Source organism: Sutcliffiella rhizosphaerae (genome assembly GCF_917563925.1).
In the GTDB taxonomy this organism is placed as follows: domain Bacteria; phylum Bacillota; class Bacilli; order Bacillales; family Bacillaceae_I; genus Sutcliffiella_A; species Sutcliffiella_A rhizosphaerae.
The window spans coordinates 34,499-55,173 of the sequence record NZ_CAKJTJ010000013.1 but is presented as its reverse complement, the minus strand read 5'-3'; the positions used below and the strand labels follow the sequence as shown (position 1 = coordinate 55,173).

Annotated in this window: 19 protein-coding genes, 1 pseudogene and 1 riboswitch; of the genes and pseudogenes, 18 read left to right on the top strand and 2 right to left on the bottom strand. The window is 36.4% G+C overall.

Annotated features, from left to right (window positions below):
• Window positions 1-19 precede the first annotated feature (19 nt).
• The 7 genes from glpK (at window position 20) to LRP81_RS12665 (ending at window position 9,100) form a co-directional block, all read left to right on the top strand.
• Entirely contained in the window at window positions 20-1,510 is a 1,491-nt protein-coding gene (gene glpK / locus LRP81_RS12695; protein WP_230501654.1) for a glycerol kinase GlpK, read from the top strand.
• A gap of 225 nt (window positions 1,511-1,735) precedes the next feature.
• Entirely contained in the window at window positions 1,736-3,427 is a 1,692-nt protein-coding gene (locus tag LRP81_RS12690) for a glycerol-3-phosphate dehydrogenase/oxidase (protein ID WP_230501652.1), read from the top strand.
• 176 nt (window positions 3,428-3,603) lie between these two features.
• The gene (locus LRP81_RS12685) at window positions 3,604-5,361 is read left to right on the top strand and encodes a phospho-sugar mutase (protein ID WP_230501651.1); all 1,758 of its coding nucleotides are present in this window, start codon (window positions 3,604-3,606) and stop codon (window positions 5,359-5,361) included.
• Between the two features lie 220 nt (window positions 5,362-5,581).
• Complete coding sequence (locus tag LRP81_RS12680) at window positions 5,582-6,304, top strand: SDR family oxidoreductase (protein WP_230501650.1); 723 nt, start codon at window positions 5,582-5,584, stop codon at window positions 6,302-6,304.
• A 355-nt stretch (window positions 6,305-6,659) separates the two neighbouring features.
• Window positions 6,660-7,799, top strand: a complete 1,140-nt coding sequence (locus tag LRP81_RS12675) for a GAF domain-containing sensor histidine kinase (RefSeq protein WP_230501649.1) — start codon at window positions 6,660-6,662, stop codon at window positions 7,797-7,799.
• Window positions 7,793-8,428 carry a response regulator gene (locus LRP81_RS12670; RefSeq protein WP_230501742.1) on the top strand — a complete coding sequence of 212 codons (636 nt, stop codon included), beginning with the start codon at window positions 7,793-7,795 and terminating at the stop codon, window positions 8,426-8,428. Before LRP81_RS12675 ends, LRP81_RS12670 begins: the two co-directional genes overlap by 7 nt.
• A 129-nt stretch (window positions 8,429-8,557) precedes the next feature.
• Window positions 8,558-9,100: an NADPH-dependent FMN reductase gene (locus LRP81_RS12665; protein ID WP_230501648.1), complete on the top strand. Its 543-nt coding sequence runs from the start codon at window positions 8,558-8,560 to the stop codon at window positions 9,098-9,100.
• A 94-nt stretch (window positions 9,101-9,194) separates the two neighbouring features.
• Here LRP81_RS12665 and LRP81_RS12660 read toward each other — a convergent pair whose 3' ends face one another.
• On the bottom strand, window positions 9,195-9,452 hold the full coding sequence (locus LRP81_RS12660) for a YhdB family protein (RefSeq protein ID WP_230501647.1): 258 nt from the start codon (window positions 9,450-9,452) through the stop codon (window positions 9,195-9,197).
• A 200-nt stretch (window positions 9,453-9,652) separates the two neighbouring features.
• Between LRP81_RS12660 and LRP81_RS12655 the strand changes: the two genes are divergently transcribed.
• Both LRP81_RS12655 and mgtE read left to right on the top strand, forming a co-directional pair.
• Window positions 9,653-9,979 (top strand): DUF3889 domain-containing protein, encoded by a 327-nt coding sequence (locus LRP81_RS12655; protein ID WP_230501646.1) that lies wholly within the window; start codon window positions 9,653-9,655, stop codon window positions 9,977-9,979.
• A 53-nt stretch (window positions 9,980-10,032) separates the two neighbouring features.
• Window positions 10,033-10,198: riboswitch (M-box (ykoK) riboswitch) on the top strand.
• 235 nt (window positions 10,199-10,433) lie between these two features.
• Complete coding sequence (gene mgtE, locus LRP81_RS12650; RefSeq protein WP_230501645.1) at window positions 10,434-11,795, top strand: magnesium transporter; 1,362 nt, start codon at window positions 10,434-10,436, stop codon at window positions 11,793-11,795.
• Window positions 11,796-11,835: 40 nt separating this feature from the next.
• On the opposite strand, the gene LRP81_RS12645 is transcribed toward mgtE, so the two are convergent.
• A complete protein-coding gene (locus LRP81_RS12645; RefSeq protein ID WP_230501644.1) occupies window positions 11,836-12,705 on the bottom strand; it encodes a sulfite exporter TauE/SafE family protein in 870 nt (289 codons plus the stop codon).
• Between the two features lie 158 nt (window positions 12,706-12,863).
• On the opposite strand from LRP81_RS12645, the gene LRP81_RS12640 reads away from it, so the two are divergent.
• The 9 genes and pseudogenes from LRP81_RS12640 (at window position 12,864) to pfkB (ending at window position 20,674) form a co-directional block, all read left to right on the top strand.
• On the top strand, window positions 12,864-14,279 hold the full coding sequence (locus tag LRP81_RS12640) for a SpoVR family protein (protein ID WP_230501643.1): 1,416 nt from the start codon (window positions 12,864-12,866) through the stop codon (window positions 14,277-14,279).
• 479 nt (window positions 14,280-14,758) lie between these two features.
• Window positions 14,759-15,124: a DUF2975 domain-containing protein gene (locus tag LRP81_RS12635; protein WP_317987069.1), complete on the top strand. Its 366-nt coding sequence runs from the start codon at window positions 14,759-14,761 to the stop codon at window positions 15,122-15,124.
• Window positions 15,125-15,213: 89 nt separating this feature from the next.
• Window positions 15,214-15,645 carry a hypothetical protein gene (locus LRP81_RS12630; protein WP_230501642.1) on the top strand — a complete coding sequence of 144 codons (432 nt, stop codon included), beginning with the start codon at window positions 15,214-15,216 and terminating at the stop codon, window positions 15,643-15,645.
• Window positions 15,646-15,711: 66 nt separating this feature from the next.
• Window positions 15,712-16,261: pseudogene (gene uppS, locus LRP81_RS12620) on the top strand (polyprenyl diphosphate synthase).
• Between the two features lie 200 nt (window positions 16,262-16,461).
• Window positions 16,462-17,166 carry a DUF5694 domain-containing protein gene (locus tag LRP81_RS12615; RefSeq protein ID WP_230501639.1) on the top strand — a complete coding sequence of 235 codons (705 nt, stop codon included), beginning with the start codon at window positions 16,462-16,464 and terminating at the stop codon, window positions 17,164-17,166.
• 187 nt (window positions 17,167-17,353) lie between these two features.
• On the top strand, window positions 17,354-18,001 hold the full coding sequence (locus tag LRP81_RS12610; RefSeq protein WP_230501638.1) for a pentapeptide repeat-containing protein: 648 nt from the start codon (window positions 17,354-17,356) through the stop codon (window positions 17,999-18,001).
• A 35-nt stretch (window positions 18,002-18,036) separates the two neighbouring features.
• Window positions 18,037-18,657, top strand: coding sequence for an HAD family hydrolase (locus LRP81_RS12605; RefSeq protein ID WP_230501637.1), 621 nt, complete (start codon window positions 18,037-18,039; stop codon window positions 18,655-18,657).
• A 341-nt stretch (window positions 18,658-18,998) separates the two neighbouring features.
• Window positions 18,999-19,751: a DeoR/GlpR family DNA-binding transcription regulator gene (locus LRP81_RS12600; protein WP_230501740.1), complete on the top strand. Its 753-nt coding sequence runs from the start codon at window positions 18,999-19,001 to the stop codon at window positions 19,749-19,751.
• Entirely contained in the window at window positions 19,748-20,674 is a 927-nt protein-coding gene (pfkB, locus tag LRP81_RS12595; RefSeq protein WP_230501636.1) for a 1-phosphofructokinase, read from the top strand. The genes LRP81_RS12600 and pfkB overlap by 4 nt, the downstream gene beginning before the upstream one ends.
• The last annotated feature ends 1 nt before the right edge of the window (window position 20,675 follow it).

The window sequence follows — 20,675 nt, the reverse complement described above, 5'->3', positions numbered from 1 at the left end:
ACGAAAAGGAGTGATGAGGATGGAGATGTATATCCTTTCTTTGGATCAAGGGACGACTAGTTCACGTGCCATACTTTTTAACAAAAAAGGCGAACCAGTTCATATCGCACAAAAGGAATTCAAGCAATATTTTCCTAAATCAGGATGGGTGGAGCACAATGCCAATGAAATATGGGGTTCAATCCTTGCTGTGATAGCATCTTGCCTTTCTGAATCTGGTGTGAAACCGGAGCAAGTAGCAGGAATCGGTATAACAAACCAACGTGAAACTACCGTAGTATGGGATAAAGCAACAGGGCAACCAATACATCATGCCATCGTGTGGCAGTCACGACAAACTTCTTCTATATGTGAGGACTTGAAGGCAGCGGGATTTGAAGATACTTTTCGTAATAAGACGGGTTTGCTTATAGACGCCTATTTTTCAGGAACAAAAGTAAAATGGATACTTGACCATGTAGAAGGAGCACGACAAAAAGCAGAGAATGGTGAGCTTCTTTTCGGAACGATTGATACGTGGTTAATTTGGAAGCTATCTGGTGGAAAGGCACACGTAACAGATTATTCAAATGCATCCAGGACGTTAATGTATAATATTCACGAGCTGAAGTGGGATGAAGAACTGTTAAACATTCTACAAGTACCTGCAAGTATGCTACCTGAAGTAAAGCAATCGTCTGAGGTGTATGCAAAAACAGTGGATTATCATTTCTTTGGGCACGAGATACCGATAGCTGGTGCTGCTGGAGATCAACAGGCTGCACTCTTTGGCCAAGCTTGTTATAAAAAGGGAATGGCTAAAAATACATATGGAACCGGCTGTTTTATGTTAATGAATACAGGAGAGAAGCCGATTCAATCGAAGAATGGTTTGTTAACCACCATTGCATGGGGGATGGACGGTCAGGTAACCTATGCACTTGAAGGGAGTATTTTCGTTGCTGGATCCGCAATTCAATGGCTAAGAGACGGCTTAAGAATGTTTAAGGACGCTAGCCAAAGTGAAGAGTACGCAGCGAGAGTTGATTCATCAGATGGTGTTTATTTGGTTCCAGCATTTGTTGGTTTAGGAACCCCATATTGGGATAGTGAAGTAAGAGGAGCTGTGTTCGGTTTGACAAGAGGTACGTCTAAAGAGCATTTTATTCGTGCAACATTAGAATCTCTCGCTTACCAAACTAAAGATGTATTAACTGCAATGGAACAGGATTCAGGGATAACGTTAAAAACACTCCGTGTAGATGGTGGAGCTGTGAGAAATAATTTCCTGATACAATTTCAAAGTGATATGCTCCGAGTTAGTGTTGAACGACCTTCTATTAACGAGACAACTGCACTTGGGGCTGCTTATTTGGCTGGTCTTGCAGTAGGTTATTGGAAGGATAAAGAAGAAATCTCTTCCCAATGGCAAATGGAAGCAAGCTTTGAAGCGCATATGGACGAGGTAAAACAACAGGAACTATATTCTGGCTGGAAAAAGGCTGTACATGCAGCAATGGCTTTTAAGTAATAGCCGCATATGATATACTTATAATAAGTTAATAATTCGGTTGGAGATTAGGAGAGACCACAGAACATAGACAAAGCATTTGTGCTTCGTTATGTTTCTAGTGGTCTCTTTTTGTATATAAAAGGAAGAAAACAATTGCTTTGATATCTCTGGAAATCTCCAATTATGACTAAAAGTTAAAATAGCCACAATGAGAAATATAAAAATTGATTGGAGGCACATCCAATGAAAAAGATAGCATTTGCAAGCTATAACAGAAGCCTTATTTTAGAAAAAATGACAGAGGAAACGTATGATGTATTAGTTATTGGTGGAGGTATTACAGGAAGTGGTATAGCTCTTGATGCTGCAACCCGTGGAATGAAAACAGCTGTAGTGGAGATGCAGGATTTTGCAGCAGGAACGTCTAGCCGTTCTACCAAACTAGTACATGGTGGACTCCGTTATTTAAAACAATTAGAAGTAAAGATGGTTGCAGAGGTAGGAAAAGAACGGGCAATTGTCTATGAAAATGGGCCGCATGTTACTACACCCGAGTGGATGCTTCTTCCCATTCAAAAAGGAGGCACTTTTGGAAAGCTCTCCACTTCTTTAGGGTTAAGGGTGTATGATTTTTTGGCTAATGTGAAGAAATCAGAACGGCGCAAAATGTTAAATGCAGAAGAAACTTTACAAAGGGAACCATTATTGAACAGAAGAGGCCTTAAAGGTGGCGGTTTATATGTGGAGTATCGGACAGACGATGCGCGTTTAACGATTGAAGTCTTAAAAGAAGCGGTAAAGCACGGAGCTGAAGCTGTCAATTATGTCAAAGTAGAGGAGCTTCTATACGAGAATAACAAAGTAATAGGTGTAAAAGTAGTTGATCAGCTAACAGAGAAAGGGCATTACATATACGCAAAAAAAATAGTAAATGCTGCTGGACCATGGGTTGATAGCTTGAGAGAAATGGATGGATCCAAAAAAGGAAAGCATCTGCAACTAACGAAAGGAATTCACTTAGTATTTGATCAAAGTAAGTTCCCATTAAAACAAGCTATTTATTTTGATACAGAAGATAAACGGATGATTTTTGCCATTCCTCGTGATGGAAAGACTTATGTAGGCACAACCGATACAGTGTATAAGGACGATATGGAGAACCCTCGCATGACAAAAGAGGATAAAGAATATGTGCTGGGTGCTGTTGCCTATATGTTTCCTTCTTTAACTATTAAGGAAGCTGACATTGAGTCAAGCTGGACTGGATTGCGACCGCTAATATTCGAGGAAGGAAAGTCAGCTTCTGAAATATCGAGAAAAGATGAAGTGTGGGTTTCTGAGTCAGGATTAATAACGATTGCCGGCGGAAAATTAACAGGATATCGGAAAATGGCGGAGATGGTCGTGAATTTAATTAATAATCAATTAGTAAAAGAATCAGGAAAAAATTATGGGGGTTCTAAAACAAAAAACATGCCTATTTCAGGTGGAGATGTTGGTGGTTCTAAAAATTTTCAATCTTTTCTTCATCACCAAGTAAAGGAAGGAATGAACAGTGGGTTTACTAATAATCAAGCACAAAAATTAGCATCCATGTATGGCTCTAATGTAGTGAAGCTTTTTAAGTTAGGCAAGGAAAACGAAGAGAAAGCAGTAAAGCTTGGAGTACCACTTGATGTCTATGTGCAGGTACTTTATGCAATCCGAGAAGAAATGGCTGCTACAATAAATGACTTCTTTATTCGACGGACAGGTGCGCTATTTTTCCATATTGAATGGGTGGAAAAGTGGAAAGAAAAAGTTCTTCACATAATGACTAGTGAATTAGTTTGGAGTAGTGAACAAAAGGAAAAGAACCGATTGTTGCTAGAACAGCGCCTTAATGATGCCGTAAAAGAAATAAATAATGAGCATCAAGACTCTAAAAGCATTTAAGATTTAATGATTTCAGGAATTGCTCAAGCAATTCCTTTTCTTTTTTAGTATAATATTCAGTGAAAACGTTCACGTATGCGTACTTAGTCAAAAATCGACGTAATTTTTTTGCAGGAAGCTGGATAAAAAAGTAGAAAAGAAACAGTATCTTGAAATATGCAAGGAGGAAAAGACAGATGGACTGGTTGAAGAAATATGATCTATGGGAGTCTCATACCAATTTAGATAAAGAAATGAATAAGCTTATCCAGGAAATGAAATCCGATGATAAAGCGAAAGAAGAAAGCTTTTATAAAGATTTAGAATTTGGTACAGGTGGTATGCGTGGTGAAATTGGAGCTGGAACAAACCGTATGAATATATATACCGTGCGCAAGGCTTCGGAAGGTTTAGCACGGTACATAGAATCGTTTGGTGAAGAGGCGATAAAAAAAGGGGTAGCAATTGCCTATGATTGTCGTCATAAATCACCTGAATTTGCTATGGAAGCAGCTAAAACGCTTGCAAGTCATGGCATTCAGACTTATGTATTTGAAAGCCTTCGCCCAACACCAGTTTTATCATTTGCAGTTCGTCAATTGCAAGCATATTCAGGGATTGTCATCACAGCAAGTCACAACCCACCGGAATACAATGGATACAAAGTTTATGGTCCAGATGGTGGTCAACTGCCATTATTGGAAGCTGATCAAGTAATTTCAAAAGTGAATGAAATAGAGAATGAGCTAGAAATCCATGTGCGCTCTGAAAAGGAACTTAAAGAACAAGGGCTTATTAAAATCATCGGTGAAGAAGTGGACAAAGAGTACTTGAATCATTTGACCACCATTAGTGTTCACCCAGAGCTTGGTAAAGATATGGGAGACGATGTAAAGGTTATTTTTACACCTTTGCATGGAACTGCTAATTTGCCGGTCCGTGAAGGGCTTCAACAGCTTGGATATAATCAGGTATACGTAGTAGAAGAGCAAGAAATGCCTGACCCAAACTTTTCAACTGTTGCTTCTCCAAACCCGGAAGAGCACGCAGCATTTGAGCTTGCCATACGTGACGGAAAGAAAATAGATGCAGACATATTAATTGCAACAGACCCAGATGCCGATCGACTAGGAGTAGCAGTGAAAAATCCAGATGGTGAGTACGTAGTGTTAACCGGTAACCAAACAGGAGCGCTTTTCCTCCATTATCTTTTGGCAGAAAAAAAAGCGACTGGGACACTACCAACCAATGGAATTATGTTAAAAACAATTGTAACCTCAGAATTTGGACGAGTAATTGCAGAAAGCTTTGGGGTAACAACTGTTGATACGTTGACTGGTTTTAAGTTCATCGGAGAAAAAATAAAAGAATATGAAAAAACAGGTGAATATACATTCCTATTCGGGTACGAAGAAAGCTATGGTTCTTTAATCGCAGATTTTGCGAGAGATAAGGATGCTGTTCAAGCTTGTATTATGGCAGTAGAGATTTGTGCTTTCTATAAGAAGCAAGGTAAGACTATGTTTGAGGCTCTTATCGATTTGTATAATCAATACGGTTACTACTTAGAAGGGATGAAATCCTTAACGCTAAAAGGGAAAGAAGGAGCAGAACAAATTGCCAACCTCCTGATGGCATTCCGTAATACTCCTCCAAGTGAAATTGGCGGATTTGATGTGAAAGTGGTAGAAGATTACTCGACACAGGAAAAATTGATTCTAGAGTCAAATACAGTGGAACCCATCGAACTACCAAAATCCAATGTATTAAAATACTTCCTAGAAGATGGCACATGGGTATGTGTACGGCCATCTGGGACGGAACCAAAAATTAAATTTTATTTCGGTTCACAATCCGATTCCTTAGAAAAGAGTCAGGGTAAGCTTGCGACTATCTCAGAATCCTTAATGCTGAAAGTAGAAAAGTTATTGAATAGCATGAGCACAGTCGGATAACCTGTTTGGAAAGGCATGGAGAGAGTGCCTTTCCATTTCTTTTTTTAAAATTGGCTCTTATCTAAAAAGATTGTTGCAATTAATCCTTAAAAGTCGGCTTCTAGACTTTTTACTTTAAAGAAAAATAAGCAGAAAAGTATTTCTAATAAAATTCACAAAGGCAAATAAAGTTTGTAAAAACAGCCTAATCCATATACTGAGGAAGGGAAGATAGAACGATATGTTAAAAAATCAAGTTGCAATTGTAACGGGTGCGTCCCGTGGAATAGGAAAGGCAATCGCTCATAAATTGGCTAAACAAGGTATGAAGCTTGCATTAGTTGGGAGCTCCGAAGAAATCCTAAAGGTAGAAAGAGAACTAAAGGAACAAGGGTTTGTAGATGTAAAAGGTTTTCAGGTAGATGTTGCTGATGAAAAAGCAGTTAACCAAATGGTATCTTCTATTATTGGTACCTTCGGTCAAGTGGATGTACTAATCAATAATGCTGGCATAGGTTTCTTTAAATTAGTGGAAGAAACATCCGTGGAAGAATGGAGAAAGGTATTTGAGGTCAATGTACAAGGAGTATTCCTCTGTTCAAAAGCCGTTTTACCGCATATGAAATCGAATAAAGCTGGTACCATCATCACCATTTCTTCTGATGTTGGTAGATATTCCATTGCGAATGGTTCTGCTTACACTGCAACCAAGTATGCTGTCCAAGGCTTTTGTGGCTCTCTTGCCCAAGAGGTTCGTGAATATGGCATCCGTGTTGGAACCATTAACCCTGGAATGGTGGATAGCTATTTCAATAACTCGGAACAGGGAATTGAAGACAAAAAAGATTGGCTAAAAGGGGAAGATATTGCAGATGCAGTGGTCTATATGGCAAGTGCACCAAAGCATATGCTAGTCGATGAAATTGTCGTTCATCCACTTGTTCAACAATACCCAATTGCATAAATTTTAAAATGTCGTTTCAATCGTTATTAGATAATAGGGATGGAAGCGGCTTTTTTCTATGCTCTTTTCTTTTACTAACCATTAAAAAGTCGAGTTCTGGACTTTTTATTTGTTTGTTTCTAAAAACATGCCATTTAAATTAAACTATTATGTAGGAAAAGAGCTCGGCAATAAGGAATTTTATGAGTTCCTTAATCAATTAGCAAAAGCAACAAAATTTGCGAAAACAGCCTTTTTCTACGACTAAAGTCGCAAGAAAAGACAGACTATTTCCGAACGAGGAAAGGGATTTTCTCTGATACAATAGAAAGATAGTAGATGATAATTATCCGAAAAGAGAAGGAGGTTCAACAAAATGGAGCATAAAACACAAAGGGTTGAGGAACTACGTGCTTTAAAGATTATTGCAGAATCCTTAAATCAGGCAAATGATTTGTCTACAGTGTTAGATGATGTGCTAAAAAAATTGATTCAAGTAACCGGACTTACAACCGGATGGATATTCCTTATTGATGAAAAAGAAAACTATACACTTGCAGCTGATCATAATCTCCCAGAAGCACTTAAGGGCGATAACAAAAGCCCTATGTGTAAAGGGGGATGCTGGTGTATAGACCGCTATAAAGAAGGCAGGCTCCAGCGTGCTTCCAATATTATATCTTGTAAAAGAATAGAAGACGCCATAAAGTTTGAGTGGGGTGATACGAACGATATTACACATCATGCGACAATTCCACTTAAAGCTGGAAAGGAAAAATTCGGGTTATTGAATATTGCATCACCTAATAAAACTCATTTTGATGATACGGAGCTTGCCCTATTAGAATCTGTGGCATTTCAGATTGGAACAGCAATTAAGAGAATTCGACTATCAGAAAATGAGCAACATCTTTCTGTTTTAGCTGAGCGAAATAGACTTGCACGAGATTTACATGACTCTGTCAATCAACTTCTTTTTTCTTTAATGCTTACTGCTAGAGGGACGAAGGAATTAACAAGTGATCCAAAGATGTTAGAAATGTTAACTTATATGCAAGAATTGTCACAAGAAGCATTAAGTGAAATGAGAGCTCTTATATGGCAGTTACGACCAGAGGGTTTGGAAAACGGTGTCCTCAGTGCATTGCTTAATTATGGAAAAGTCCTTGGACTAACGATTAATTCCGAAATTAAGGGGGTCATCGATCTGCCCAATCACATAGAAGAGTGCCTATGGAGAATTGGCCAGGAGGCACTTAATAATTGCAAAAAACATTCAGGCACAAAATCTGCTTGTATCCATATGGAAGTAAAGAATAATGAAGTAAGGCTTGAAATTATGGATAATGGGAACGGCTTTTCTTTTAAACAAAGTGAAGTGATACCATCACTTGGCTTAAAAAGTATGAAAGAACGCACAGAATCCTTAAAAGGAACGTTTACTATATTAAGTGAACTTGGAAAAGGAACCATTGTAAGTATTCAAATGCCAGTTACGAAGGAGGAAAAATATTGATTAAGGTAGTGATTGCTGACGACCATCATGTTGTAAGAAGAGGACTACTTTTTTTCCTTCAAACTCAAAAAGATATAGAAATCGTCGGAGAAGCAAAGAATGGTAAAGAAGCAGTGGAACTGGCAGCTAAGCTGAAGCCAGATGTCATTTTAATGGATTTAGTCATGCCTGAACTGAACGGTATTGAGGCCACTAAACAAATTATGGAAATAGGTGCTTCTTCTAAAGTGTTAATTCTTACAAGTTTTTCTGATCAAGATCATGTCATACCTGCCATACGAGCTGGAGCATCAGGCTATCAATTGAAAGATGTTGAACCAGATCAATTAGCGGAATCCATTCGTGCTGTGTATAAAGGAGAAAGTCAGTTGCATCCGAAAGTCACCTCCCATGTTATGTCCCATTTTACAAAAGACACAAGCAAAAATAGACTTCATGAAGAATTAACACCAAGAGAGCTTGATGTACTTGCGGAAATAGCAAAGGGGAAAAGCAACAAGGAGATAGCAGCAGCCCTTTTTATTACAGAAAAAACAGTAAAAACACATGTTTCCAATATACTTGCAAAATTAGAGCTCGCAGACCGAACTCAGGCTGCCCTTTATGCTGTCAAAAATGGAATCGCTTAATCTCCATCTTTAGTCTTAGGAAAGAATGATTCATTTATCGTAGGTAAAGTTAGCCATATCTTCCGATTTATTTATCATCCATAAAAGCTATACTGAAAATAGAAACCCAATCGGGAGGAGCAAAAATAAATGAAGATATTAGCAATAAGCGGAAGCCCCCGCAAAAGTGGAAGAACAGGAATAGCAGCAAGGTTTTTGGCAAAGGAATATGGTGTGGAAGTTATTGATTTAAGTGAAGGGAATATTCCATTATACAACGGCGAAGCTTATCAATCAGACCTGGATAATGTATTAGCTTTACGTGCAAAGGCAAAGGAGGCAGATGCCATTATTTTGCTAACACCAGAATATCATAGTGGAATGAGCGGTTCCTTAAAAAATGCACTTGATTATCTAAGCAGCGAGCAGTTTCATAGTAAGCCAGTTGGATTATTAGCAGTTGCAGGAGGAGGAAAGGGAGGCATTAATGCCCTAAATAATATGCGTATTGTGGGTCGAGGTGTTTATGCCAATATTATCCCAAAACAGCTTGTTCTTGATCCACACTGCTTTGATTACGATAACGATTCCTTAAATAAGGAAAGCGCAGAATTAGTTAATGGGCTTTATAAAGAGCTTGTGATGTATGTGAAAATGCGAGAATATTTATATGAGAATGAAGAGGCCTTATAAGGTCTCTTTTTTTCAGAACGAGACTCACTTTCGCCTATAAACAGCGACTCAAGGTATGGTTAACCACCTTGAATCACTGCTTTAGTAAGAACGTTTATACTAAATATCCATGGCTGACTTCTCCCAGTTGCTCTTCTGAACTTTTTGTTACAGCATGATCAATATATCGAAGCAATTGATACAAGTTTTTCTCCACTTCTTTATAGTCCTTGGAAAAATTGTAGGAGTGAAGAAAATGCTCGATATTTTTGGAAAGAAAGTCATCCTTTGTACGAACCATTAATATGAGAAGGTTATCCCATTCCGACCGATGTGTGTAATATAATGCACGGTCATAATCAACTGAGTTCATTCTGCATCCTCTCCTCCTTTTTGTTAAGGAGTGCTATTATTTTGCTCAGAACAAGCACTTTTCTTCATTGAAAATGTTGGTCGTATCTCCATAAAGATTGTTATCTTCCTGTAGAATCAAAAAATCTTTATTGAAAAGTAATGATTATCCATTCCTTGAGACAGAATAACTGTATTAACTGCACAAGGAGGTTTTTTTTAATGAAAAAATGGGTATTAAGTTTGTTAAGTGTTTTTATTATCATCTCAGGAAGTAATATAGCAGTGGCAGAAATAAAACGGGAAGTGGATTATGAAAAATGGGGTAAAATTGCGGTTGAAGTTGCAAAGGAAAATTATGACCAAATAGAAATTTCGGAGTATAAATATCTTGGACGCAAAAACGTTTCCGAAACAGAAGCTATTGACACATTTGAGTTGTTAGCTAAAGAAGGTCAAAAATCCTTTCAGATAATTGTAGCGCTTACATTTAATCCACAGACGAAACAATTGAAATCTTTGACGATTGAAGAAAAAAAGAGTAGATAAATTAAGGTTGACATATTCTGTTTTTCCCTAGTAGAGTATTACTTGTAATATACTCATACCTTCGTTAGGTGAGGCTCCTGTGCCGGAGATATGCTGCTGCCCAGAAACGTCTAAAGACGCCAATGGGTCAACAGAAACCATCGAGATAAGGTGGTTTTTAATGCAGCTGGAATTCTTCCTATGCCACACAGTGCTAAAGCTCTACGAATGAGGGAAATCATAAAGGATTTTTATGCCTTCATGCACCTTCATTCGGATAATGACAGGTGCTTTTTTAATGGAGAAAGTAATAAAAAAACAGGTGGTGGTAACAAAAATGGATAGTAGTCCAAGTCCGAGGACAACGTGGAGTTTAGTGCAAGTGAATACATATTTATTTTTGTTACCACGTCTTTTGTAACAAAATAATATGATTCCTTGTACTCCTTAGAAAGAGAGAAGGAGGCAAAATCTCATGGTAAATAACATGACTGAGGATCAAATAATATTAAATATTATTAATTTCCTTAAAGAAGGAAAACGTAAGGCATTCCAGGATATTATTGAAGAATTACAACCATATGATACTGGTATCATTTATCAACAACTCCCAGAAAAACATAAAGTAAGGTTCCTTACCTATTTAACGATTGACCAATTGACTGCATTAATCGGGGAGTTAAATCAAGAAACCCAATTAGAGATTTTACAAAAAATTGGGGTGGAAAAGTCAGCCAAGGTTATGAACCTGATGGACAATGATGATCTTGCAGACTTATTTGATGAAATGGATCCTGAAATTAAAGCTAGGTTCCTTGAGAAGATGAACAAAGAAGAATCTATAGCTGTTCAAGGTTTAATGAAATATGAAACTGAAACTGCCGGACGTTTGATGACAAACCGGTATGTGTGGATTCCACAGGAGTATACAGTGAGGGAAGTTGTAGATAAATTAAAATCCTATGCTGAACTCGCTGAAACCATCAACTATTTATATGTAATTGACGAAGAAAAGCGCCTTGTTGGCGTTGTCTCTTATCGTGACTTAATTCTTGCAGATGCAACTGAAAAAATACAAGACATTATGTTTTCACGTGTTATATCTGTACATGTCGATACAGATCAGGAAGAAGTCGCTCATATCATTGAACGATATGACTTCTTAGCTATCCCGGTAGTGGATGATAATAAAACACTTATTGGGATCATTACAGTAGATGATGTTATTGACGTTGTTATTCAAGAAGCTAATGAGGATATTGAAAAGCTTTCTGCATCTGGTAAGGATATTGATTTTGAAACACCGGCACTTGTAGCATCAGCACGCCGACTACCATGGTTAATCTTATTATTATTTATAGGACTCATATCAGGAAGTATTATAAGCGGATTTGAAGAAACATTAGATGCTGTAGTGGCACTCGCATTTTTTATGCCAATGATAGCAGGGATGACCGGTAACACAGGTACCCAATCGCTCGCGGTAGTTGTTCGTGGTTTAATCTCCAAAGAAATCGATAAAAAAGTTGTGTTCAAACTCGTATTTCGTGAATTTCGTGTCGGTCTCACCATCGGAATAACATGTGCTATCCTCATTACCATCATTGCCTATGTATGGCAGGATGGCAACTGGATACTAGGGATTGTTGTAGGGTCATCCCTTTTCATTACTCTAATTATCGGTACATTGGCAGGCACCATTATTCCCTTGATACTCTATAAATTAAACATCGACCCTGCCATCGCTTCTGGTCCACTGATCACAACATTAAATGATATTCTATCTTTGATGATTTATTTTGGCATAGCTACAGCTTTTCTTTCATATTTAACATAAAAATAATGCCTCACTCCAAAAAAGTTGGAGTGAGGCTCTTTTAATTTGCTAATGGGACTTTTTTCTTTAATATTCTAGCTATTAGATAGATGTTAATAAACAGTGTATATCCTGCTATGCATACCAAGCCTACAACAGAAAGCTCCAGCATATTTAATACTAAACTGGCTATCGTAACAATATACAAAAATCCGAGTAACTGTTGAATGGTTCTATTTTTAAAGTACGAGGTTGCAATTGCTCCTAGTTGAGAACCGACAAGAGCTCCGATAATTAAGAAAAGACCAATCTTGTATTGAATTGGCTGATTAAATGCATAGGTGATAAACCCTGCACTAACAATCATAATAACACTGGCAAGACTAGTTGCAACAGCTTGCCTAGAGGTGAAGCCGTAAAAGGAAATAACTAGAGGCACAATAATAAATCCGCCGCCTACTCCAAGTGTGGTGGAAAGAAATCCAGCAACAAACCCGATTAAGATAAATGGAATCCATCGTTGGTTTTTATCAGTCGCGTCAAAAGGCGGATGCAAATTACCTGATTCCTTTTTTAACATCCTAAACGCAAAGTAAGAAAGCAGTACGAAATATAAAAGTGGAACGACGGTCGTATCATATCCATTCTGTTCCAACCAATTAACAACTGGGTAGGCTAACTGAGTTGCCAATATTCCGCTAATCCCCATAATAAATGCAGCTTTCCATTGAATATTCTTCATTTTAAAATGCGCATACACTCCTGATAAAGACGTACCAATTGTATACAATAGACTAGTAGAGATTGCTTCAATTGGGCTATATCCAAAGAGCAAAAGTACTGGTGTCAGGACAAGACCTCCCCCAATACCAAAAAAACCAGAAAGCATACTTATCGAAAAACCTAATAGGATAAATAATATATACTCCATATATGTATACTCCTTCATTAATCAAAATCCTATACTAGTATACCACTACCCTTACCAAATGGATGTACTATCGAAAAAAAATCCTAACAAACAATCCCCTTTCATGATATGGTCACCTTCGTCATACATTGTGTTAAGAGGAAAAGGGAGGTAGTTTGATGAAAGCGAATGACGAAAAGGCCTTGTTTCACGCTATTGATGAGATTACCGAGATCGCTAAAGGATTCGGGCTTGACTTTTATCCTATGCGTTACGAAATTTGTCCTGCTGACATCATTTATACATTCGGAGCTTATGGAATGCCGACACGATTCTCCCATTGGAGCTTTGGAAAGCAATTTCATAAAATGAAGCTTCATTATGACCTTGGACTAAGTAAAATTTATGAATTAGTCATTAACTCTAACCCATGCTATGCCTTCCTATTAGACACCAATTCGTTAATCCAAAACAAATTGATTGTTGCACATGTCCTAGCGCATTGTGATTTTTTCAAAAACAACTGCCGTTTTCAAAACACAAATAGAGATATGGTAGAGAGCATGGCAGCAACAGCAGAACGAATCAAGCAATATGAACATGACTATGGCAAAAAAGAGGTAGAAGATTTTCTGAATGCAGTACTCGCAATCCAGGAACATATCGACCCATCTTTGATTCGCTCTAAACTCGCCTGGAGTATTCACGATTTAGAAGAAGAGGAAGAAACCCGAAAACAGATAACTGCTTACGATGATTTATGGAACCTGGATGACAGGAACAAACCAAGAGTGCCACCTAAAAAGCGCAAAAAAAAATTCCCTCCGCAGCCTGAAAAAGATATTCTATTATTCATTGAACAATACAGTAGTGAACTCGAGGACTGGCAGCGTGATATCCTTACAATGATGCGTGAGGAAATGCTTTACTTTTGGCCGCAAATGGAAACAAAAATCATGAACGAAGGCTGGGCTTCCTACTGGCACCAACGCATCCTCCGCGAAATGGATCTAACAAGTGATGAAGCATTCGAATACGCAAAATTGAATGCTGGCGTTGTGCAACCTTCCAAAACAAGCATCAATCCATATTATTTAGGCATCAAAATTTTTGAAGACATCGAGGAACGATATAACAATCCAACAGAGAAAATGAAGCGAGATGGAGTAAAACCGGGATCTGGCCGTGAAAAAATGTTTGAGGTAAGGGAAGTAGAATCAGATATTTCTTTTTTAAGAAACTATCTTAACAAGGACCTTGTGATGAGAGAAGACATGTACCTCTTCCAAAAACAAGGTAAAGACTATAAAATTGTCGACAAAACATGGGAAAGTGTTCGAGATCAACTAGTAAATATGCGCGTAAATGGGGGATTCCCATACCTTACTGTCAATGATGGCGACTACTTACGCACCGGGGAATTATATTTAAAACACTGGTATGAGGGCATTGAACTAGACCTGAAGTACTTAGAGAAGGTGTTACCATATATATATCAACTTTGGGGAAGACCAGTTCATATGGAGTCTGTGATTGAAACGAAAAATGTCTTGTTTACGTATGACGGGAAAAGCGTGCACCGGAAGTATATATAAATTTTGTAAGTATCCAACAAGACTAGACCGAGCTAACCACTATAAACTATCCCCCATTATAGCTGAAATGGGGGATAGTACTTATTTTGATTTTCCTGAATGGAAGAACCGTATCGGTTGAAAGACTCGAGTATGACTTTAGCTGGATGCTCAACTAATAACGTATCTTGTTACAAAATTGATGAATATGATTATGATGACGTTTTCCTTTAGGAAGACTTTTTTTTGTGGGGTAAACTTTACTATCAAAAAACTATTTCAGTACTTTTGATAGGTTAGAGTGAAAATGTATTAAATATAAACAAAAATTTATTGTAAAACAATAAATAAGGAGTTATAGTTAAATTATGGAATATGAAAGGTCGGTATAATATGAATCGAGTATCAACAATGTTTTTAAGAGGAGCAATTTTTCTAATCGGAGTTACTGTAGTTTATGTTTATTTTGGTTACCTAATATAGCTACTTACACAGCAGAGATGTTCCCTGAATATGCCTTTTTACAATACCCAGGATTGTTGGGATTGTATGTAACGACAATTCCATTTTTCATTGCTTTATATCAGGCTTCAACTCTCTTAAATTTTATTGAAAACCACAATGCTTTTTCGGAGTCTGCTGTCATACCCTTAAACAATATAAAAAAGTGTGCAATTTTAATTAGCAATATGTATGTAATAGGTTGTATTTTTCTATTACTGCAAAATGCTTTACACCCGGGAATAGGAATTATTGCATTAATAATTATTTTTTCATGTAGTTTACTTGCCGTTTTTACCGCTGTTCTTAAGAAGCTATTAACGAATGCCATAGTATTAAAAGCAGAAAATGAATCGACGGTCTGAGGGGAAACAATGATTTTGGAAGGATGGAAATTGAAGCTATTCGTCTTTCAAAGTTTTTTAGTGAAATTATATATTGAAAGGAGAAAGAGATGAAAAAAAACCTTAGTAGTTTTTTCATTTTCATTATGTGTATCCAACTATTGGGGTGTAGTTATTCCGAAGATACAACGATACCTGATGAGAATACTTTCCTTATAAATTTTGTTAATAAATCAAATATTGAATTCCAAGGCATTGAAGTTTCCTATTATCAAAAAGGTACATATAGAGGTTCTGCAAATATAGGGTATGCAAGTGAGAAGGAAAAGGTGAGAAAAGGAGATGTATTACCACTAGATTTTAATAAACATAACTTCATATTGGATGAAGAAGTCGAGTTTGAAGTAACTATTATAATCGACAGAAGAGAAAATGAAAAACTAATGATTAGCTCACCAATAAAAACGATGCTAGCGTCATTGAAGAGTGTTTATTATCTTGAAATCAATGAGGTAGATAAAAAAAGCATCACAATAAAATAAAAAGACACGGAAAAACTAAATGGGTTTACACATTTAAGTAGGAAGAATGATGTAGGGGTAAATCAAATGAAAAATATTCCAAAACATATAGCTATTTTGATGGACGGTAATGGGAGATGGGGGACAAAACGGGGGCTGACACGTAGTCAAGGGCATTTTGCTGGTTCTAAAGCAATGGAGAAGATTATTGATGCCTGTATGCTTTTTCAACTGAAAATTGGAAAAGACCAAAAGACGAAGTAAATTATCTTATGGATTTGCCTGCACTTACTTAACTAAAAAACTACCTGAATTTATGTCAAAGGATATAAAAATCCTCATTTCGGGTGATATAAATGGTTTACCGATTCATACAAAAACGGCAGTAGAAAAAGCAATTAACCATACATCACAAAACCGTTCATTAATAGTAAATTTTGCTTTAAATTATGGTGGAAGAAACGAAATTCTAAATGCCGTTAAATCTATAGTAAAAGATATTAATAGTTCAACTATAAAAACTGATGATTTAAATGAAGAAATCATTGGAAATTATCTTTTTACAAAAGGACTTCCAGCCCCCGAAATATTAATCAGGACAGGGGGAGAAAAGCGAATTAGTAAAGCAAGCCTCTAAGTCTGAAATATGGTTCACCAACATCTTATTCCCTGATTTCAATAAACAATTACTAATCCAAGCAATCAATGAAGTAAAACAAAGAAGACGATAAATTCGATTTCTTCAAGTGCAAGGGAAATGTAATGGCAATAAAAATTACAATGATGAATCATTGTATGAACAATTGTACTTCATAATAAAGGGAAGGAGTGCCTTTAATGGTAGTTAATAAACCTAGAATATTAGTACTAGGAACTTTTCACATGAGTAGTTATGAAGAATTGAATTCTCAGGAAAGACAAGAGGAAATTAACGAATTAGTAAGTAAATTAGAAAAATTTCACCCTACAAAAATTGCAGTAGAAATGGAAGTGAGTAAGAATGAGGAATTGAATAAGAGGTATCGACTATACAAGTATGGTAATTATCATTTAAAGATGAACGAAATATATCAGATTGGGTTTCGACTGGCTTCCAAACTACAACACGAACAGCTCTATGCAGTTGATTGGATGGGAAAAGCAGATAAAGAATATGAAGAAATCGAAGCATGGCTAAAAAATAACCAGCAAGACCTTTATAAAGAATTATTTGAAGGAGTCCATTTTCCTCAACTAGTTAGAAATAAGAGTCTCTTAGAATTTTATAGAGAGTTTAATCACCCATTCTTTCTAAATCAACTAAACAAGCTATATGTAAATATGGCTCGAATAGGAGATTTTAACAATTATATTGGTATGGATTGGTTAACTTGGTGGTACAAAAGAAATTTAATTATTTTCTCTAATTTAACTCGTCATATAGAATCCAAAAATGAAAATATTTTATTTATTGTTGGGTGTTCTCATAGTTCAATTGTTACTAAGTTTCTTGAAGAAAGTGAACTTTGTGAGATTGTAGATCCAGTAAAATTCTTATCCTAAATGTAAGATAAAGCACCTCATAAAGTATTATACTTATTAACTTAATTTAGTCAGTCTTTGATTCCTCACATAACTAAATAATGACATGTAACAGAAACTCACCAGAATAAAAAGCCTTTTATTTATCTAGATATTTACTTAATATAAGTGAAAGGTATTTTTTCTTTTTGGAAAGGATGAGTTAATGATGACAACCAGATATAAAGTGGATAAGCCAAAAATTCCTTCTAATTTAGTAGAGGCGAATTTTCAAGATGTTTTTTATCACGAAGATCCTGAACTAAGCAGATGTGAAGTTTCTAATACATTTGTGACGGATGAAGAAATCAATCATTTCGTTTTACAAGGCGTGATGTTTAAAAAAGTGCAGGTATTCAGCTCTTCCTTTCACCAAATAGATATGACCGATGTCGTATTTGAAGGTTGTGACCTATCGAATACTAAATTTCCTAAAGGAAACTTACATAGAGTAAGATTCAAAGACTGTAAATTAATAGGATTAGATTTGTTAGATGCTCGTCTGAGACATGTAACATTTGAAAATTGTATTCTTAATATGAGTAATTTTGTGGATGCGGATTTAAAGCATGTGAAATTTGAAGATTCTTGCTTACATAGTGCTAACTTTTTTGAGTGTTCCCTAGAAAAAGTAGACTTACATAAATGTGACATCAATGATACTGATTTTTCTACTACAAAACTTAAAGGGGTAGATATAAGTAGCTGTATTTTCGAAAATATTAATGTATCCCCGAACAATTTACAAGGTTGTACTGTATCGCCGCAACAAGCTATTATGTTTGCCTCTTTGTTAGGATTGATTGTAAAGGAATAAATAAGAAAGTATTACTTTTCCAAAAAGGAGAATTTATGGATAGTATCATTTTTGACTTGGATGGAACTTTATGGGATTCGATAGATACTGTATTAAATGCTTGGAATAAGGTGTTAAAACAATCTGAGCTAGTGGAAAAAGAATTGACTAGTGAAGACTTTAGAGCAACGATGGGACTTCAAATGAATGAAATAGGAAAACGTTTTTTTCCAGATCTAGATGAAGTGACTCGGAATAAAGTCATAAAGGATTGTGGGGAGTTAGAAAATGTAGTTTTGGAAGAACAAGGTGGCCAACTATATCAAAATGTAGAAGCGGTTTTGGAAAAATTATCAAATAAATATAAGCTTTTCATCGTGAGTAATTGCCAAGATGGCTATATTGAAGCTTTTTATAAGTATCATCAATTAGAAAGCTTCTTTATAGATTATGAAAATCCTGGAAAAACAGGGCTATCAAAAGGAGAAAATATAAAGTTAATTATGGAAAGAAATAATTTAGCCAGCCCTGTCTATGTAGGTGATACTTTAGGTGATTATAATGCTGCCAAAGAGGCTGGTATCCCTTTTGTTTATGCAGAGTATGGTTTTGGTGATGTAGAAGACTACGATTACATTATTCATACGTTGGAAGATTTATTAACCCATTTTAACTAAATCATTTATGCTTTAATGCATAAAACCCATAAAAACATGGACCTCACAATAAGAGGCTCCATGTTTTTATTTTTAGTGAAATGTAACCACAAACAGTTTGTAAAGCCACTTCCTCCTTCCATCCAGTGATTGAGTTCAATTTAATATGTGAAAGGTTAATGATTGGTAATGATTGAAAGTGATTGTTTTTGATTGATTTTTGGAAGAGCTTACAATAGAATAAGCATGTAGCTATTATAAAATACATCACAATATTTCTTTCTAATATCGGTTTGTGTTCATTTATTGGGCATATTACTCAGCAGATATATAAGGTAGTGAAAAGGAAAAAGGTGAATAAAATGTTAACTCCAGAAAGACTGCAAAAAATAATGGAGATGATTCAACATCAGGAAGTTGTAAAGCTTTCAGAACTGGTGGATGCGACAGGAGCTTCGGAATCTACCATACGAAGAGATCTTAGTCAGCTTGAAAAAGGTAACAGACTAAAAAGAGTACACGGTGGCGCGGCAAGGATACTTCAAAAAGGGATGGAACCAAGTATCATTGAAAAATCTTCTATCAACCTTTCAGAAAAAAAGCTAATTGCTAAAGCTGCAGCAAATTTAATAAAAGACGGCGATTGTATTTTTCTAGATGCTGGTACTACAACTTATCAGATGATTCCGCTGCTGGAAAACAAGAAAGTTAAGGTAGTGACTAATGGTTTCGCTCATATTCAATCTTTGATGGAAAAAGGAGTAACAACATATATCATTGGTGGATATATGAAGAATCAAACAGGTGCCATTATCGGAAGTAAGGCTGTGGATTCCCTTAAAGAATACTATTTTGACAAAGCTTTTATTGGGACTAATGGAGTTCATATTCAAAGTGGTTTTACAACTCCTGATCCCGAAGAAGCAATTGTGAAAAGCACAGCAATCAAACAATCAAATGAGACTTTTATTCTAGCAGACATCTCTAAGTTCAATGAAATTGCTTTTGCAAAAATAGCAAACATTTCATCTGCAAACATTATTACTAATAGAATGGATCACGAAGTAGCAGAAGCATATCGAGAGAAAACATCAGTAACGGAGGTTCATTCATGATTTATACCATCACACTTAATCCATCTGTTGATTATGTAATGGAACTGGAATCTTTTCAAGAAGGTGAACTTAATCGTGCAAAACAGACGAATTACTTCCCTGGAGGAAAAGGAATTAATGTATCAAGAGTGTTAAAGAGGCTCGGTGCAAATACAGCTGCATTAGGTTTTGTAGCTGGATTTACCGGGAACTTCATTCAACAAAAATTAATGGAAGAGCAAGTGAACACACTTCTTTTAGAGGTGAGTGGAGAGTCTAGAATTAATGTAAAGCTAAAAGCAGGAGATGAAACTGAAATAAATGGCACAGGACCAATTGTGGATGAAAGTGCTATCAGCAGTTTGCTAAATCAACTGGACTCCCTGACAACGGATGATTTTGTCGTATTGGCTGGTAGTATTCCAAGTACTATTAATCCAAGAATTTACGAAATTTTGATTCAGAAGTGTCAGACAAAAGGGGCAAAGGTTGTATTAGATACTGGTGGAACTGTATTGAAAGAATTGCTTTTTTATAAGCCTTTTTTCATTAAACCGAATCATCTGGAACTTGCAGAATTGTTTGGTGTTGCTATTCAATCGATTGATGAGGTAGTGTATTACGCCAAAAAACTTCATGATCAAGGAATTGAGAACGTAGTAGTTTCGATGGCAGGAGATGGGGCAGTTTTATATACAGGTGAAGGGGTCTATCTAGCAAAGGCACCAAAAGGGGAAGTGAAAAATTCTGTTGGAGCTGGTGATTCACTTGTTGCTGGATTTCTAGCAGAATATGTAAAATCCGGAGGTGCTTCTGAAGCTTTAAAATTTGGAATTGCATCAGGAAGTGCGACGGCATTTTCCCACGACCTATGCCGAAGTGATGAGGTTTTAACTACTTTAAATGAAGTTACCATAGAAAAATGGACAGGTAAGGAGGAGTAAG

What these genes read in the sequence shown, in the direction of transcription:
- glpK (WP_230501654.1), top strand. Translation starts at nt 20, where the DNA reads ATGGAGATGTATATCCTTTCTTTGGATCAAGGGACGACTAGTTCACGT.
- LRP81_RS12690 (WP_230501652.1), top strand. Translation starts at nt 1,736, where the DNA reads ATGAAAAAGATAGCATTTGCAAGCTATAACAGAAGCCTTATTTTAGAA.
- LRP81_RS12685 (WP_230501651.1), top strand. Translation starts at nt 3,604, where the DNA reads ATGGACTGGTTGAAGAAATATGATCTATGGGAGTCTCATACCAATTTA.
- LRP81_RS12680 (WP_230501650.1), top strand. Translation starts at nt 5,582, where the DNA reads ATGTTAAAAAATCAAGTTGCAATTGTAACGGGTGCGTCCCGTGGAATA.
- LRP81_RS12675 (WP_230501649.1), top strand. Translation starts at nt 6,660, where the DNA reads ATGGAGCATAAAACACAAAGGGTTGAGGAACTACGTGCTTTAAAGATT.
- LRP81_RS12665 (WP_230501648.1), top strand. Translation starts at nt 8,558, where the DNA reads ATGAAGATATTAGCAATAAGCGGAAGCCCCCGCAAAAGTGGAAGAACA.
- LRP81_RS12660 (WP_230501647.1), bottom strand. Translation starts at nt 9,452, where the DNA reads ATGAACTCAGTTGATTATGACCGTGCATTATATTACACACATCGGTCG.
- LRP81_RS12655 (WP_230501646.1), top strand. Translation starts at nt 9,653, where the DNA reads ATGAAAAAATGGGTATTAAGTTTGTTAAGTGTTTTTATTATCATCTCA.
- mgtE (WP_230501645.1), top strand. Translation starts at nt 10,434, where the DNA reads ATGGTAAATAACATGACTGAGGATCAAATAATATTAAATATTATTAAT.
- LRP81_RS12645 (WP_230501644.1), bottom strand. Translation starts at nt 12,705, where the DNA reads ATGGAGTATATATTATTTATCCTATTAGGTTTTTCGATAAGTATGCTT.
- LRP81_RS12640 (WP_230501643.1), top strand. Translation starts at nt 12,864, where the DNA reads ATGAAAGCGAATGACGAAAAGGCCTTGTTTCACGCTATTGATGAGATT.
- LRP81_RS12635 (WP_317987069.1), top strand. Translation starts at nt 14,759, where the DNA reads ATGTTCCCTGAATATGCCTTTTTACAATACCCAGGATTGTTGGGATTG.
- LRP81_RS12630 (WP_230501642.1), top strand. Translation starts at nt 15,214, where the DNA reads ATGAAAAAAAACCTTAGTAGTTTTTTCATTTTCATTATGTGTATCCAA.
- LRP81_RS12615 (WP_230501639.1), top strand. Translation starts at nt 16,462, where the DNA reads ATGGTAGTTAATAAACCTAGAATATTAGTACTAGGAACTTTTCACATG.
- LRP81_RS12610 (WP_230501638.1), top strand. Translation starts at nt 17,354, where the DNA reads ATGACAACCAGATATAAAGTGGATAAGCCAAAAATTCCTTCTAATTTA.
- LRP81_RS12605 (WP_230501637.1), top strand. Translation starts at nt 18,037, where the DNA reads ATGGATAGTATCATTTTTGACTTGGATGGAACTTTATGGGATTCGATA.
- LRP81_RS12600 (WP_230501740.1), top strand. Translation starts at nt 18,999, where the DNA reads ATGTTAACTCCAGAAAGACTGCAAAAAATAATGGAGATGATTCAACAT.
- pfkB (WP_230501636.1), top strand. Translation starts at nt 19,748, where the DNA reads ATGATTTATACCATCACACTTAATCCATCTGTTGATTATGTAATGGAA.